At 55.5% G+C, this 16,122-nt stretch carries 11 protein-coding genes; 3 read left to right on the forward strand and 8 right to left on the reverse strand.

Annotation, left to right across the window (positions count from 1 at the left end; translation table 11 throughout):
• The first annotated feature begins 122 nt into the window (after positions 1-122).
• The gene (locus ACFQDM_RS06180; protein ID WP_377376872.1) at positions 123-572 is read left to right on the forward strand and encodes a hypothetical protein; all 450 of its coding nucleotides are present in this window, start codon (positions 123-125) and stop codon (positions 570-572) included.
• 285 nt (positions 573-857) lie between these two features.
• Complete coding sequence (locus ACFQDM_RS06185) at positions 858-1,829, forward strand: SDR family NAD(P)-dependent oxidoreductase (RefSeq protein WP_377376874.1); 972 nt, start codon at positions 858-860, stop codon at positions 1,827-1,829.
• On the opposite strand, the gene ACFQDM_RS06190 is transcribed toward ACFQDM_RS06185, so the two are convergent.
• From ACFQDM_RS06190 to ACFQDM_RS06220, 7 genes are all read right to left on the reverse strand, one after another.
• Positions 1,826-3,190 (reverse strand): NAD-dependent succinate-semialdehyde dehydrogenase, encoded by a 1,365-nt coding sequence (locus tag ACFQDM_RS06190; protein WP_377376876.1) that lies wholly within the window; start codon positions 3,188-3,190, stop codon positions 1,826-1,828. The two genes, ACFQDM_RS06185 and ACFQDM_RS06190, sit on opposite strands and share 4 nt — an antisense overlap.
• 218 nt (positions 3,191-3,408) lie before the next feature.
• On the reverse strand, positions 3,409-4,269 hold the full coding sequence (locus tag ACFQDM_RS06195) for an enoyl-CoA hydratase-related protein (RefSeq protein WP_377376879.1): 861 nt from the start codon (positions 4,267-4,269) through the stop codon (positions 3,409-3,411).
• Between the two features lie 8 nt (positions 4,270-4,277).
• Positions 4,278-5,192: an SMP-30/gluconolactonase/LRE family protein gene (locus ACFQDM_RS06200; protein WP_377376881.1), complete on the reverse strand. Its 915-nt coding sequence runs from the start codon at positions 5,190-5,192 to the stop codon at positions 4,278-4,280.
• Between the two features lie 132 nt (positions 5,193-5,324).
• Positions 5,325-7,037, reverse strand: a complete 1,713-nt coding sequence (locus ACFQDM_RS06205) for a DUF2207 domain-containing protein (protein ID WP_377376884.1) — start codon at positions 7,035-7,037, stop codon at positions 5,325-5,327.
• Positions 7,034-7,591 carry a LemA family protein gene (locus ACFQDM_RS06210; protein ID WP_377377122.1) on the reverse strand — a complete coding sequence of 186 codons (558 nt, stop codon included), beginning with the start codon at positions 7,589-7,591 and terminating at the stop codon, positions 7,034-7,036. The genes ACFQDM_RS06205 and ACFQDM_RS06210 overlap by 4 nt, the downstream gene beginning before the upstream one ends.
• A gap of 157 nt (positions 7,592-7,748) precedes the next feature.
• Entirely contained in the window at positions 7,749-11,654 is a 3,906-nt protein-coding gene (locus ACFQDM_RS06215; protein ID WP_377376887.1) for an autotransporter domain-containing protein, read from the reverse strand.
• 144 nt (positions 11,655-11,798) lie between these two features.
• Complete coding sequence (locus tag ACFQDM_RS06220) at positions 11,799-12,374, reverse strand: ECF-type sigma factor (protein ID WP_377376891.1); 576 nt, start codon at positions 12,372-12,374, stop codon at positions 11,799-11,801.
• Positions 12,375-12,491: 117 nt separating this feature from the next.
• On the opposite strand from ACFQDM_RS06220, the gene ACFQDM_RS06225 reads away from it, so the two are divergent.
• Positions 12,492-14,873, forward strand: coding sequence for a protein kinase domain-containing protein (locus ACFQDM_RS06225; protein ID WP_377376892.1), 2,382 nt, complete (start codon positions 12,492-12,494; stop codon positions 14,871-14,873).
• A 124-nt stretch (positions 14,874-14,997) separates the two neighbouring features.
• Here ACFQDM_RS06225 and ald read toward each other — a convergent pair whose 3' ends face one another.
• On the reverse strand, positions 14,998-16,116 hold the full coding sequence (ald, locus tag ACFQDM_RS06230) for an alanine dehydrogenase (RefSeq protein ID WP_377376895.1): 1,119 nt from the start codon (positions 16,114-16,116) through the stop codon (positions 14,998-15,000).
• Positions 16,117-16,122 lie beyond the last annotated feature (6 nt).

Consider the following 16,122-nt stretch of genomic DNA (forward strand, 5'->3'; position numbering starts at 1 on the left):
GAAGAGGCACGGGCGACATTAGTTGAAACACAAATAAGGAACGAATTGGTAGAGGCAACACGCCAAAATTATCACGACGTGGGGCCAGATGTAACGACCTGCGGTCCAACGGGCACCGGCTCATGCTAAAGTCGGTTTTTTCACTTTCTTGTATTGCTGCACTAAGCGCATACGCTGGGCCAAACGCGGTCGCTGATGTTTCATCTTCAGTTGCGGCAGATCGCCTAGAGCAGCGGCTCAATGAGGTGACAGAAGTACGTTTTTTCTTCGTGTCCAGGACAGGCAACTATGATTTCAGTGATGCTGAGATAAGAGAATATTCCAGTGTGACTTTGCTCCGCAAATGTGGTGGCGGATGTTCGGACATCATGACCCCAGTTATTGATCATCTGCGGTCAGCAACATTGGCTGAATGTATTTCTGGCCAGCAGTCTACTCTCTTGATGCTGGGCGACATTACCGCAGTTCGCTATAGCTTCTCCTCCCGAATGATCGAGCTCGAGGGCAGATGCTACTTCTCTGAGACCGGGCTTCGCGATGTCTTGAGGGAAGATCACTTGATATTCCCGTAAGTTCGCATCCTAGCGCTATAACTGGGTGCTTTGGTGGAATTTTGGCGAATGGCAAGATAGAGCGAGCTTCTCCCATGGGGCGATATCGACGATAACAGCCTGAAAATGAGATATTTTTTGGCGCCAGTTTGGTACCGCCGGCTCTAAATTTGCCCTCCCATGCAGAGTCAGACGGCTTCTGACCGTTTCCTCCCCGCATGCGCCGGTCAGCCTCAGATCAACGGCGCTCTGGACCGTATTCCAATATCCCGGCAAACTGGAAGAAAACACCGGGAGGAATATAAAATGCCAAAAGCCTATCAGAAACCTATCGACTCCGGCTTCGGCCATGGATCAACCTGTCTGGATGTGGTGAGCGGCATCGATCTGACCGGACAGACAGCCATTGTGACGGGTGGCTATTCGGGCATCGGCATCGAAACCGTGCGCGCCCTGTCCAGTGCCGGAGCGGACGTGATCGTGCCTGCACGCCGTCCGGATGCCGCCAGAGAGGCTCTTTCCCACATTGGTGGTCACGTCGCCGTCGGAACAATGGACCTCGGCGATCTGTCATCTGTACGCCAGTTCGCTGATGCTTTTCTGGAAAGCGGCAAGCCGCTCGACATTCTCATCAACAATGCCGGTGTAATGGCCTGCCCTGAAGGCCGTGTCGGTCCAGGCTGGGAATTACAGTTCGGCACCAACCATATGGGCCATTTTGCGCTGACAAAAACGCTGATGCCCGCCCTGCAGAAAGCTGATGGCGCCCGCGTGGTCGCGCTTTCGTCCACCGCACACAAAATCAGCGACATACGCTGGGACGACATGCAGTTCGAGAATGGAAGCTATGACAAATGGCAGGCTTACGGACAGGCGAAGACAGCCAACAGCCTGTTTGCGGTCGGTCTGGATCAGAAATATGCAGATCAGGGTATTCGGGCCTATGGCGTTCACCCGGGAGGCATCATGACCCCGTTGCAACGTCATTTGCCGCAGGAAGAGATGATCGCTCTTGGCTGGCTCGACAAGAATGGCGAAATGCCGGAGCAGGTGAAAGCCATATTCAAGACACCTGAACAAGGCGGCGCAACGGCGACCTGGTGCGCAACCAGTCCGGCGATGAGCACGCTTGGCGGCGTTTACTGCGAAGATTGCAACGTTGCCCAGCTTGGCGATGAGAATTCACCGCGCTGGGCACATGTTCAACCACATGCCGTGAATGAGGAAAGCGCTGAACGCCTTTGGGCGATCAGCGAAGACCTGTTGAAAGTGGCCTAGTTCACCGTAATGGTTTTGGCATTGAGGAACTCTCTCATCCCGAGATTGGAGAGTTCCCGACCATAACCTGAATCCTTGATTCCACCGAATGGCAGTCGAGGGTCTGACGTGGTCATGCCATTGATCGCGGTAAAGCCCGCTTCGAGGCGATCAATGAACTCGGCCTGTTCAGACTTTTCCTTGGTCCAGGCCGCAGAGCCGAGACCAAAACGAGAGCTGTTGGCGAGGTCGATCGCTTCATCGAGGCTCTCGACCTTAAACACACTCGCAACCGGGCCGAACAGCTCTTCAATAGCTGCCGGGCAGTCTTCTGGAATATCGATGAGAACGGTCGGTGGATACCAGTGACCAGGTCCCTCAGGCGCCTTGCCCTGAAAAGCGATATCGGCGCCGGCGCGAACGCTGGTATCAACCTGCTCAGCCAGCTCATCTCGAATATCCTTCGTCGCGAGCGGCCCAATATCCGTGTCCTCGAACAATGGGTTGTCGACCTTCAGCTTTTCGAGTGCGTGAATGAACTTATCGAGGAAAGCTGCATGGATTTTTTCATGCACGATGAAGCGCTTGGCTGCGATGCAAGACTGTCCGGTGTTCTGGGTGCGGGCTTTCACCGCCGTTTTCACCGCTGCATCCAGATCAGCACTTGGCATGATGATGAATGGATCGGCGCCGCCGAGTTCCAATACGGACGGCTTGAGGTTTGCACCTGCACGCTCAGCGACCGCGCGCCCGGCAGGCTCGCTGCCTGTCAGTGTGACGCCCTTGACGCGAGAGTCCTGGATTACACCCTCCACCATGCCGGAACCGATCAGCAAGGTCTGGAATGCACCCACCGGAAATCCCGCTTCAAGGCACAGCTCCTCAATGCGCAGCGCCATTTTCGGCACGTTGGATGCATGTTTCAGCAGGCAGACATTCCCTGCGGCCAGAGCTGGCGCAGCGAACCGGATCACCTGCCAGAGCGGAAAGTTCCAGGGCATGACGGCCAGAACCGGCCCGATCGGCAACCAGCGCACGTAAGAGGACTTGTTATCGGACTCGATGACACGGTCTTTCAGAATCGCTTCGGCATTCTTTGCGTAGTAATCACAACAGGTTGCGGACTTTTCGACTTCGGCTTTGGCCTGCGTGATGGGCTTACCCATTTCCAGCGTCATCAGCTTTGCAAGTTCATCCTTGTTCTGACGCAGCAGTTCGCCAAGTGCGGTCAGGCGCTCTGTCCGTTCAGACAATTTCTTGCGGGATGAAAACGTTGGAAACAGCGCATGCGCCTTGACCAGCGCCTCTTCCACATCCTGCTCCGACATCCCGTCAAAGCGTTCAATCTCTTCCTCAGTGGCGGGATTTTGACTGATGATCATGTGAGGCCTCGTATCATAGGGCATGTCGTCTCTCCGGTGTCTGTGTCCGAAAAAGACAACGTTTGTGCCAATCCGTAGTTCGAAACAGAATTGACCAGACGCGTTTCCACATCTGGTCATTCTTTGCGTTCTTACAAATTGGCGCTTCAAGCGCGAGGATTCAAGCAGCGGTCCGGGCGTTCATAAAATTCATTTCCCAAACATCGCTACGTGACCACTTATTCCCACCAGGGATAGCCTTTGGGCATATCTTTGGTGACAGTCCCCGGAAAATCTGGCGGTCGCTTTTCCAGAAAACTTGCCACGCCTTCACGCACATCCGGAGATGAGCCGAGCGCGAGAGCAAACGGGCCATCAATCTTCAGAAGATCGAAAGGATGGTCAGCCGAACCGAACCGCCAGAGCATTTGCCGGGCGAGCGCTGTCCCGACAGGAGCTGTATTCTCGGCGATCTCGGCAACGATCTCTTTTGCCCGTGTGACTTCCGTTCCCGGCTCAGTGATTTCGCTGATCAGGCCACCTTTCAGGGCTTCCTCCGCATCGAAAATACGACCGGTCAGCACCCAGCGCAGGGCCTGAGAGAGCCCCACGAGTTGCGGCAGGAACCAACCGCTTGCTGCTTCCGGGCTGAGACCGCGGCGCGTGAATATAAAGCCGAATTTCGCTTTCGCCGAAGCAATCTTGATATCGGTTGGCAATGCCATGGTGATACCAACCCCCACAGCTGCACCATTAAAGGCGGCAATGGTCGGCTTTTTGGAGTTATAGAGCGCGCCGACAAAGCCGGCCCCCTCTTCGGGAGCATCATCCTTGCGATCACCGAAATTCTTCGCGCCCGCACCACCCTCACTGGTATCGAATGCGCCAGCGCCTGCGGAAATATCAGCGCCGCCGCAAAACCCTTTGCCGGCGCCGGTTAGGATGATGGCACGCACGCTATCATCCTCATTGGCAGTCTTGATGGCCTGAGCAATTTCAACGCCCATGCGGGCGGTATAGGCGTTCATCTTGTCAGGACGGTTCAGCGTGATGATCGCAGCCGGTCCATCAACCTCATAGAGAATATCTTCATACGTCATGACCGGCCTCACGCATTAAAATTGAGCTTGAGACCCGGACGCGGCCAGCGGCACTTATAGAGCTTTCCCGTCCCCGACGCCGTGATCCAGGCATCCCGCATGTCCTCGCCACCAAAACAGATATTGGTGACGATGCGATCCGGGATAGCGACCTGTTCGACCCCGCCTTTCGGATCAAAGACGGAAATACCACCATTCAGAATGGTCGCGACACAGACCTTACCGTTCGCTTCCACCGCGAGACTATCAAGGAACTGAACGCCCGGCAGCGGCCCCATCACAGATCCTGTCAGCATCGGATCTTTTTCCGGGTCCGGCTCCCCTGCACCTTTCAGCGGAATGTTCCACACACGGCTCGTCTGTGTTTCAGAGACGTGTACCATTTGCCCGTCAGGTGATAGGCCCACACCGTTCGGCGTCAGCATACCACTACGCGCCCGTTTTATGCTGGAGCCATCCGGCTTGGCATAATAGAGCGCGCCATGGTGCATCCAGATATCGTTGGACTTGCCAAGATCAGTGAACCAGAAGCCACCTTTCGTATCGAAAACAATGTCATTCGGGCCGCGCAGTGGCTGACCATCGCATTCGGTATAAAGCGTGGTGACAGATCCGTCCGTCAGATCAACACGCTGAATGGAACCTGTCTCATAATCTTCAGGCGTACCATGCGGCGCGGTCAGTCCGTCGGGCGTCTGCACCCAGACAAACCCGCCATTATTGCAAACATACACAGCGCCATCCGGACCAATGGCCGCGCCGTTGGGCCCTCCACCGAGCTCCGCGATGATCTCCTGCCGCCCGTCGGGAAAGACCCGCGTTAAGGTCTTGCGTTTGATTTCTACCAGAATAACCGACCCATCCGACATGGCGATCGGACCTTCAGGAAACTCCAGGCCTTCTGTAACGAGCTCCAGCTCCATCTTTTCCTCCTCTGCCGGGCATCTTTCGCGTGCCCGTTATGCCGATCGGGTTTCTCAACCCAGAAGGAAGATGGAGACTGACTGCCGCAAGGTCAGTCAATGTCGGTTTTAAGCTACCAAGGTGGCGTGAGGCTACCAGCCTCCGCCACCTCCGCCGCCGCCACCGCCGCCGGAAAACCCGCCGCCCGAGGAGCTCGAGCCGCTGGATGGTCGCACAGCCGCCGTGGAAACACCGGAACTGATGCCGGACGAGACAGAATGGCTGAAGCTTGCCAGCGTGGCACCAGCCAGTCGTCCCCCGCGATTCCAGCTCGGATCATAATCTCTGGCTTCTTCGGGGAGCACTTTTTCGAAATATTTGCTCCATGGCTTTTCAACACCCAGAGCCATCGCGAACGGCAAGAGCGCCTCATAGCGGTCTTTCGACATAGGCGGTGGCTTATCGCCATGCACCTCTGCTGCGTTGAGCACATCCTTCTCAGCCGTCTCAAGGTAAAGCCGGAACCCTGCAATTTCGGAACGCAGTTTTTCACCCTTGGCCGTTTGCGCCGGCAGGAAATAGAAAAAGGCAAGATTGATCACCACCAGCACCCCGGTGATGACGAAATGCCAGACCGTCCAGTTCAGCGTCAGAAACGCGGCAATGATGAAGAAGCTGACGCTCGCAAAAATTGCGATGGCCATATAACCCGTATTCCAGCGGAAATAGTCATCTCCATAAGTCTTCTGAATGCTGGTATTCATGGTGGAGAGCGCTGAAGCGAAGTCGGCATCATAGCCTTCGCCGAGGGTTCGCGACCGATTGCTGTTCTTCAGAATGGCGTTGTAAAACTTACGCTCATGCCCCGGCAGCTGCGTATTGCGCGGCGGATCGGTCTTGGTCAGCGTGACCTTTTTCTTTTCCACTTTGAGTGAAAGAAAGCCTTTTACCGCCAGATCCATCAAGGTTCCGATCAGACCATCATTGTTCTTCAAAGTCCGGAAGAACACATAGTGCGCCGCGATCGGAGAAAGCTTCTTGGGTGGATGATATCGCGGATAGACAGGCAGTCTCGCGGCGTCCTTTCCAACCTTCTGCCAGGAAAAGAAATAGAAGCCGAAAACACCAAGCACTGACAGAAGTAACAAGCCAAGCCCTGCATAGCGCTGCCAGAGGATAGCGCCTTTATCGGCAGCCGATGGCGGATCAATCGCACCTTTTGGAAGACCAACAGCAATGGTGAAGCCTTCTCGAAGTTTCAGCCCCTTTGTCAGGGAAAACAGAGCGACATTTCCATTATGAGAGGCTGTGTAGTCCGAACCAGACTCGCCATATGCGCCTGTATATCCTTTCAAAAAGGTCGGTTGCACACCTTGCGGCAGAATGATCGTGGCCTGCGACGCATCAATTGGAAAGCCCCAATAGTCACCGGTGACGTTCCACATCAACTCATCATGGTCGTCAAAATACCGAACCTGATTTTTGACGCGATACCGGATTTTATAGGTTTGCTGCTGGCCTTTCGGCAACAATTTATCCGCATCTCCAATCCGGATCTGAAAGGCATTTCCATCAGACAATGTCTTGTAAGGCTCCTGCTCCCCATTCCGGGTCACATTGAGAACATCATAGCCATACCGGAATTTTTCTCCGGTCTCCGCTAGGTAATATCGCGGCAAATCACGAAAAATGCCGCGCGAAACCTGATAGTGTTCAGCGGTCAGTGTGATGGTTTCTGTGACAATCACATCACCATCGGTCCGCACCTGAATCTCGGCATCAAACTGATGAATGCGCTCACTGGCCTGTGCCTGTCCGGCAAATAACAGAGCAAACAGAAGCGTTAGAAGAACCGGTAACCTCATGCGCTCGCCCCCAGATTCAGAGATGGCAACTGACGGTCAATCTGCTCGATTTCGAAAAACTCTGCCTCGCGGAAGCTGAATATCATGGCGACGAGATTTGACGGGAATGTCTGTATCGCCGTGTTGTATTCACGGACCGCCCCGTTGAAAAACCGTCGCGCATACGAGATCTCATCTTCTGTGTTCACCAGCTCGTCCTGCAGCTTCAGAAACTGCTCATTCGCTTTGAGGTCCGGATATGCTTCAGCAAGCGCCAGCACGCGGGTCAGTTGCTGACTGATCTGTGTTTCCTTTTCAGATCTCAGTCGCGGACTGTCCTTGACCGCCAGCGCCTCACCTCGTTTCGTCACCACATCCGTCAGCAAGGTTTTCTCGTGCTCGGAATAGCCCCGAACAACATTGACCAGAGACGGAATCAGGTCTGCGCGGCGCTTGAGCTGCACGTCGATATCCGACCAGCCATTGTCGACCATCTGCTTTTTCGAAACCAAGTGATTGTATACCAGAATGACCGCGACAATCAGAAGCGCGCCCACACCCAGAAGAATGTACATTTCCATTGCGTTTGTCCCCTTGCGCAGCCCTACCCCTGCGCTCTGAATGTTTAAGCAGGAAGCTTTCTCCATCACAAGGCACGCGCCAAATGCGGTTGGACATAAAAAAAGCCCCGACCGAAGCCGGGGCAGTCCAGTTCGGGGATTTCTCTTCTTCTTATTTGATCGACAGGCTCAACAAGGCGGCGTGATTGTCGTCATTCTCGCCAACCCAGCCCTTGTAACCAAGGCTGAGATTGATCCTCGGTGCGATATCGACGCCGAAACTCGCACGCAGATCGGCTCCAGACCCACCTGTTTTGACCGAGTTGATATTGAACCGATCAGATGGAGCGCCTTGCAGACTATACTGCCCCGACGCACCCACAGCTTCTGCCTCAGTCCAGAGCGCCGATGCATCAAAGACAAACTTACCGGAGCGGTAATTGGCGAACCCGCCAAGGCCAATAGAAGTCGACGTTTCACTGAGAGACGAACTGGTCAGATTAAGTGATCCAGCACCGTCTTCTGAAAAGCCATCGCGTTCGACTTTCACATAGCTGGCACGTGCTGCCGGACCGAATGCCCAGGCCGTGTCTGCTGTCACAGGGAAGCCATATCGACCTTCGGTTTCAGCAGTCGTCGTCTTGATCGCGTAGTCGCTCTTTGCCTGACGGGCGAGCCCGCCAAACGCAATATTGCGGGTCACGTCAGCATCTTCTGATGCATAGGCGAGCGCACCGGAGATCGAGAAACCAGATCCGCCCAGACCATTTGCCCCATAAGCGCCCAGATGCCAGCCAGAGACATCCGCCGTTGAACCAAGTCCATCAGAGCTTGTTTCCCCGTCGGAATAACCGCCGCCCAATCCGAAGCTGTATTTGCCCGCAGGCGCTGTCCAATCAACGCCCAGCTTTCCACCCGTCTGATCATATTCAACCTCAGCGCCGCCAGACGCATCTGAAGAGCCAGAAGATGTTTCAACGCCGCCCCAATAGCGGATGCCCCATTGCGTGCTCTCGACATTGGCGAGATTGGCAGCCATCGCACGCGAAGAGAATCCAGCAGGCAGGCTGCGACCACGCGCGATCGAAGAACCGACAATCCCTGAGTGGAATTCACCCGTCATCTGATCAAGAGCGTCCGCCACTTCGTCTTCCATCAGAAACATGATGTGTGAGAACACTTCACGCGTATCCGTGCCTTCTGTCGTATCAAATCCGTTGAGAATGATCGCGACATTGCCCTGATTGGTCGTATCCGCGAACTGTCCGATATTCACAGGAGGCGGAGGTGTTTCACCACCACCGTCTCCGCCACCATCGCCGCCGTCACCACCGCCATCGCCCGGATCGGTCTGCGCCAGCTGAACAAGCACCTGATTGCCTTCATAGACGAGTGAAAGGTCCAGAAAAGCTGTAGATGCTTCTGTCAGACCGTCGAACTGGCCTTGCACACCGCCTTCACCGTCCAGAATGACAAAGCTGTCGCCAGCAATATAGTCACCCGATGCCGACATGGCGTTGACCTGGCCACCCTGAATATCAATCAGGCCGCCCACATTGATGATGTCGCTTTCGCCCGTTGGCAGAAAGCGTGCATTGTATGTCGATCCATCCAGAAAGGTGAGATCACCGACAACGTTCGCAGAAGCGGTCGGGTCACCCAGTGTATAAAGATCGCCGCCCACACTCAGCGCCCCGACGCTGCCCGTGATGTAGATTTCAGAGCCGGCCTCTGTTGTGAAGCTTGCATTCTCCATCATGACATCGAGCTCAGCCCGCCCGGCAAGCAACGCAAATTCAGCGGTTGTGTCATTCTCGCCGGTCACCTGCAGGAGGCCATCGCCGCTCATGGTGAAGCGTTCGAGATCGATGATCGGCACACCCGTTATATCGACACTGACCTCCTGGCCGTCACCAAAGGTGTAGTTCGCAGTGTCAAAGCCATCGCCGCCATAAATGCCATCAAAAGCATTCAGACCGCTCAGATTCAGCACGTCGTCACCACTGCCAAGGTAAATGGCTCCGTTCAGCGTGCTATGCGCAAAGGTGAGAACATCATCGCCATCTCCAGCATAGATATCGCCTCGAAGATCGCTGCCGAGTTCGCCCGTGAACACATCATTGCCTGCGCCAAGATCAACATCGCCCTCAATGAGGCCCTCATCCTGATTGATGATCACGTCGTCAGACACGCTGTTCTCATCGAGATCAATCGCGACGCCGTCCGGCGCCGTGAGGAAACCCGAATTGGTCAATGTGAGCGTGCCACCGGCATTCTCCATCCGGTAGACGCCAGAGGTGCCTCCCATGATCACACCGGCATTATCGATCGTGACCTGACCGGCTGAATTTGCGGACTGCGCACCCAGAATGATCGCCCAGCCATTGTCTGCACGAAACGACGCACCGGCTTCGTTATCAATCACACTGGCGCCTTCATTGGACAGGAACAGTGCCTTGCCATTGGCCGCATTGTTGACGACATCGCCGGAATTCTGGAAGGCAAAATCTCCATCCGACAATCCGATAAATTCGACGGCGTTTGCGGCATCGCCCCTGGTTTCAAGAATGCCGCTATTGGTCAGGCTCAAATTGTCCGCAAAGACCTGGATCGCATAGCCTGCCCCCATCTGAATATGGCCCGAGTTTGTAATGTCAGCCGAACTGACACCATCCACGGCGCCCTCTGGCGGATTGCCCCAGAAATTGAGGAAAATGCCGGCCGACTGCGGATCCGAAACAGATGACAGGGCGATATTTGCACTATTTGAAATCCGTGCGTCGACCGTGTCATCCGTTGTTGCAAAAGCCCAGATACCATAAGCGCCTTCTGCATCCAGAATGATGTTACCACTGTTCTCGGCCTCCATCACATAGGTCCCGGTTTCCGGCGCACCACCGGTTGTCAGCCCAATGCCATACAGCCCGATACCCGTCGTATCGCCGCCGTCTGAGTTCGCGATCGTACCGCTGTTCGACACACTGAGCAGGCCTTCAGCAGCCTGATTCCAGATATAGATGCCATTTGACTCAGCTTTGGTTCCGAGGGTGAGTGCGCCTGTGTTGGTGACCTCCAGATCGACAGCCGTCCCGGTTGATTGCGCCAGAATGGCATTGGCATAATCGCCATCGACGGATACGGCACCCACATTGTTGATGGTCACGATTGAAGTGGCATCGGTCGACGTATTGTTTGTAAAGCCGACAATGCCATAAGCGTTGTCACCATTGATGCTCAGCGCACCGGCATTGATGATTTCAGTCGTTGATGCTTCGCCGAATACATTTGTCGCAATGGCCGCAGCCAGCCCCTGAAAGTCCGTATCGAAGCTACCCGGATCGGTGGTGACATCAATGTCGCCAGAGTTCGAAATCCAGATCTCACCGCCGCCAAGTTCTGATGAGGCAAAAATGCCGGTCAGGCTGGATCCCCGTTCGCCCTGATAGGTCGAAGTGACGTTCAATGCACCACTGTTCGCGATAAAGACATCGCCCGTACTGTTTAACGCACGTCCGAGTATGGCATGCATGAAGTCTGCCGATGTTGTGATATCGACATCGCCGGTATTGCTGATGCTGAGCACGGATGAGCCATCAAACATTGCGCCTTCAATACCAACGGCTGGCTGACCGTTTCCGTCGACAAAAATGTCGGCGCCGGAATTGATCGTCAGATCATAGCCATTTTGCGTAATGCCGATAATGCCTTGTGCCGGATTGGCGATATTCGGATCGTCATAAGTACGTATGACAACACCCTCTTCGACATTGATGGTCAGATCGCCATCTGTCCGCGTGGCGCCAACACCGAAATAACCCGGAGGCGCAATATCGCCGGTCACATCCTGAATGGTCAGCGTATTAATGCCGGAATCCGGCGGCGCGGTAACACCATCGGACAGATCGCCACTACAAATGGCTTCGCCGTCGACGATCGGACAATTGGCGTCCCCGGGCTGAGCCTGCTGCGCGTGAACTGTGGTGAATGATGAGGCGGTCGCCAGCGCAATAATACTGACAGACAGTGTGATCGCCTTTCGGCTGTATTCGCTTTTGGACTGATAGACAGCTTTGGTCATGATCCGCTCCCCCTGAACTTGAGCGTGAGTTTCCCTCCCCAATGAGGGGCTCATTCAGGAAGGCGGGGGATTTCGATGGAGTGGGTCAGATTTTTTTGACTGCGTTCAGATTTTGCAATCTGCGGGTGCGAATGGATACGCGTTTCAGTCTTCAGACCAGTCGCGCGATTCTTCCATCGCTGCATGCAGCCAGGCGCGGGAGGCACGCCAGCTGCGTTTCACGCTGGACGGTGAAATACCGACGACTTCAGCGGTTTCCTCAAGTGACAGACCGCCAAAATAGCGCAGCTCCACAATCGCGGCACGCTGCGGATCGATCTGCGTCAGACGCACAAGCGCTTTCTCCAGCCGGTCGATATCGAGTTGCTCCTGCGGCGCGTCACCAATCCCGGTCACCAGAGTGACGGCGATGTGTCCCCGCTTGGCGGACGCCTGCGCCCGCGCATGATCCACCAGAACCCGGCGCATGACCCGCGCAGCCATAGCCAGAAAGTGCGCGCGGTTCTGCCAGTCCATCCGGTTCAGACGGATCAGACGGATCACCCCTTCGTTCAGAAGGTCATCTGCGACGATCGAGATACGCCCTTCCCGGACAATCAGGCTCGACGAAATCCGCTTGAGTTCGAGATACATGCGCGAGAACAGTTCATTCTTGGCGTCCGAGTCGCCCTCCTGCCATTTGTGCAGGAGCTGGGTCATGTCTCCGGAAGTGTCAGTCATGAAACGTCAGAAATCTCAAATTGTGCAGATGGACAATGATGGTCTGGCCCAAAACATCTTGATTTTACGCCTGATTGGGTAACGCTCCAGTAGAATCTTCAGCCTTTGGGGGACAGATTGGCCAGATCACCAGAAATTGAGCGCAAAATACTCGATCTGTTCGAGACCGCGCTTGATCAACCCTCTGCCGACAGGCGTGCCTTTGTTGAGAAGGCGACAGAAGATGACCCCGAAATCCGGGATGCTGTACTTCGCCTGCTTCACCAGGATGAAGAAAGCGAGACTATGATCCGCACCGGAGCTGCGGCCAGTACGGTGCAGCACGCCCCGCCGCCGGAACGCATTGGTGCTTATCGGATCACGCGCACCATCGGTGAAGGCGGGATGGGTATCGTCTATGAAGGCCAGCGCGACCGGGGCGATTTCGAACATCGCGTCGCGATCAAGGTCATTCGCCCCGGCCTTCTGTCCGACAAGCTCTATGAGCGCTTCGCCAATGAACGGAACATTCTGGCCAGCCTGTCACATCAGGGCATTGCGCAGCTCTTCGATGGCGGCGAGCTCGAAGACGGCTCCCCCTTCATCATCATGGAGTATGTCGAAGGTGTCCCGATTACCCGCTGGATTTCGGACCAGACGCTCGCCCGAGACGACATCCTGAAGCTTTTTGATCAGGTCCTTGCGGCCATCGGATATGCCCATCAGAACCTGATCATCCACCGCGATATCACACCGTCGAATGTGCTGGTAACATCGGACGGGATTGTGAAGCTCATCGATTTCGGCATCGCCAAGGCGCAGTCTGACACGGGCCGGGAAGAAGATGCTGGCACCCCGTCGCTGGCAAGCCTGAGCTTTACGCCAGGCTTCGCAGCCCCGGAGCGGGAACGTGGCGCACCCCCGAATATTCTGTCCGATATCTTTTCGCTGGGTCGCCTCCTGGACGCCATCCTGGCTGACAGGACGATCACTCCGGATTTACGCGCGATCATTTTGTGCGCCTGCGAGGAAGATCCCAAAGCCCGGTATCCATCGGTCGATGCCATGCGCGAGGATATTGAAGCCTTTCTGGGCGGTTACCCTGTCTCAGCCCGATCACTCAGCTCTACCGGACAAACCATCTATTATATGAAGCGTCACCCCGTCGGGTTCTCGGCTGGAATTCTTGCCGCACTCGGGCTCGCCTTCGGTCTTATCGTGATGACATCGCTCTATACGATGGCGGACCAGGCACGGCGCGAAGCCGATTTGCGCTTCAATGAACTTCGACAGCTCGCCAATACCATGATGTTCGACATCTATGACGAGATCGACAACATTCCCGGTTCGACAACCGCCAAGCACAAACTTGCGGATGCCGCCCAGACCTATCTCGATTCTCTGTCAGATGACCGGCGTGCATCGCCGGACCTGAAGCTGGATACGGCATCCGGATACAAGCGTCTCGGCATGATTCAGGGCGGCCCATCGCTTGCCTCGCTCGGCGAACCGGAGGCCGCGATCAACAGCCTGCAGGAAGCCGAAATCATCCTCACCGCCTTGCTCGAACGCAATCCGAAAGATGAAGCCGCGCGCCTGGAACTCGGGAAAGTCTATTTCGAACAGGCGCATATTGCGAACAATCCATATCAGGATCTTGAACGTGCGCAGTCATTGCTGGATCAGTCGATCGACGTTTTGTCAGTCTCCACCGAGACGGACAACATTCCACCGAAACGTCGCGCGGCGCTGTTAAGCTCCAAGGCCCTGAAGGCTACCGTCACCGGCTGGCAGGGAGAGACAGAGCAAGCCATTGAAAGCTTCCGTGCACTGATCGGCGAAGCACGCGCAATGCTGGCGGAAACACCGGAAAACGTGGATCTTCAGCGTACGCTCGGCTCTCTTTTGCGCAACCTCGCTGAGGTGCTGACACGTTCGAATGCCTATGAGGAAGCGGCAGAAGTTTTGTCCGAAGCTGTGACACAGGCTGAAACACTGCTTGCTCTGGAACCGGAAAATACGAAATCCATTCGCGGCCTTGCCATCGCACACTGGCGTTATGGGTTTGCGCTCTACAATCTGCAGAGATTCGAAGCCTCTCTGACGCAGTATGAACGCGCGATTGCGCTCGCCGAAGACATGATTGCCGACGACCCTGCAAATGAGAATGCCAAAGCGTTGCAAGGCACATTTGAAGGCGAAATCATTCTGCCATTGATCGGTCTGGAGATGTTCTCAGAAGCCGAGGCAATCGGCCTGAAAAGCCTGGAGCGACAACGCAGTGAGATGACGGCCAATCCCGGCGTACCGCGTTATCAGCGCAATATGCTGGTCGCTTACAGCCAGCTTTACGAGCTTTACAAGCAATCGGGCGACGACACCAAAGCCTGTCGCGCTCTGGCGGAGATCGGACACTACGTGTCCATCATGCTTGAAGGAGGTTCACTTGCAGAAGGTGACCTTCAGGCCCTGCGCACCATGAACCCGGAATTTCAGGCGTGCGGCCTCGCCGAGCTCTAATCAAAAGAAAACGGCCCGACAGCCAGAGTTCCCAATCTGACCGCCGGGCCATCCGCGTGCTTACGTCCCCGCGCACAACGCCTCTGCTTTCAAAGGCGGGAGAATACGGGGAAATGGGTCATGATCAGCCCAAAACGTCCGAGAGCGCGTGACAAGTTCGCCCTAGACTGCTTGCAACAGCTTGATTGGTCAGCTTACCGTCACAGACATTCAGCCCGTCGGCGAGGCCGGGATTGGCCGATAGCGCATCCTTCCAGCCTTTGTCTGCTATGTTCAGAGCATGAGGGAGCGTCACATTGTTCAGCGCATAGGTCGATGTTCTCGAAACGGCGCCCGGCATGTTCGCAACACAATAGTGAACAATACCATCAACCACATACGTCGGGTCAGCATGCGTAGTGGCGTGAGAGGTTTCGAAACAGCCTCCCTGATCAATCGCGACATCGACCATAACGCTGCCAGGCTGCATAAGTGAAAGCATCTCTCGCGTTACCAGTTTCGGGGCTGCCGCGCCCGGGACAAGAACGGCACCGATTACCAGATCAGCCTGCGATAGCTCTGCTTCGAGGGCGGCTCTGGTCGAAAAGACAATATTGGCGCTCGCCTCAAAATGCGTAGAAAGCCGCTCAAGCACTTCGGGATCACGATCCAGTATCGTAACATCCGCATGCAGGCCGACCGCCATCTGCGCCGCATTGAAGCCAACCACGCCGCCACCAATGACAACAACCTTGCCTGCGCGCACGCCCGGAACACCGCCGAGCAAGACACCGCGCCCACCCTTGGATTTCTCCAATGCTGAAGCGCCCGCCTGAATAGACAGGCGCCCAGCGACCTGGCTCATGGGCTTGAGTAGCGGCAATCCCCGACCACCCACTCCTGTCACAGTCTCATAGGCAATGCAGATCGCTCCGGATTTCAAAAGGTCATCGGTCTGAGCCGGATCGGGCGCGAGATGCAGATAGGTGTAGAGAATCTGCCCGGGGCGCAGTTTCGCTCGCTCCTGCGCCAGCGGCTCTTTGACTTTGATAATCATGTCCGCACTCGCAAACACCTCATCAGCCCCGGCAAGAATTCGGGCGCCAGCCGCGACATAAGCTTCATCGTCTGCACCGATCCCCAGACCGGCACCGGTTTCGACGGCAACCGAATGCCCCCTGGCGGTGAATTCACTGACACTTTCAGGTGTCAGACCGACCCGGTATTCGTGATTTTTGATTTCCTTGGGTACGCCAATTTTCATTTGCGA

Source organism: Ponticaulis profundi (genome assembly GCF_042659465.1).
GTDB lineage: Bacteria > Pseudomonadota > Alphaproteobacteria > Caulobacterales > Hyphomonadaceae > Ponticaulis > Ponticaulis profundi.

Excerpts from the sequence above, each read along its gene's own strand:
- ACFQDM_RS06180 (WP_377376872.1), top strand. The coding sequence starts at position 123 with ATGCTAAAGTCGGTTTTTTCACTTTCTTGTATTGCTGCACTAAGCGCA.
- ACFQDM_RS06185 (WP_377376874.1), top strand. The coding sequence starts at position 858 with ATGCCAAAAGCCTATCAGAAACCTATCGACTCCGGCTTCGGCCATGGA.
- ACFQDM_RS06190 (WP_377376876.1), bottom strand. The coding sequence starts at position 3,190 with ATGATCATCAGTCAAAATCCCGCCACTGAGGAAGAGATTGAACGCTTT.
- ACFQDM_RS06195 (WP_377376879.1), bottom strand. The coding sequence starts at position 4,269 with ATGACGTATGAAGATATTCTCTATGAGGTTGATGGACCGGCTGCGATC.
- ACFQDM_RS06200 (WP_377376881.1), bottom strand. The coding sequence starts at position 5,192 with ATGGAGCTGGAGCTCGTTACAGAAGGCCTGGAGTTTCCTGAAGGTCCG.
- ACFQDM_RS06205 (WP_377376884.1), bottom strand. The coding sequence starts at position 7,037 with ATGAGGTTACCGGTTCTTCTAACGCTTCTGTTTGCTCTGTTATTTGCC.
- ACFQDM_RS06210 (WP_377377122.1), bottom strand. The coding sequence starts at position 7,591 with ATGTACATTCTTCTGGGTGTGGGCGCGCTTCTGATTGTCGCGGTCATT.
- ACFQDM_RS06215 (WP_377376887.1), bottom strand. The coding sequence starts at position 11,654 with ATGACCAAAGCTGTCTATCAGTCCAAAAGCGAATACAGCCGAAAGGCG.
- ACFQDM_RS06220 (WP_377376891.1), bottom strand. The coding sequence starts at position 12,374 with ATGACTGACACTTCCGGAGACATGACCCAGCTCCTGCACAAATGGCAG.
- ald (WP_377376895.1), bottom strand. The coding sequence starts at position 16,116 with ATGAAAATTGGCGTACCCAAGGAAATCAAAAATCACGAATACCGGGTC.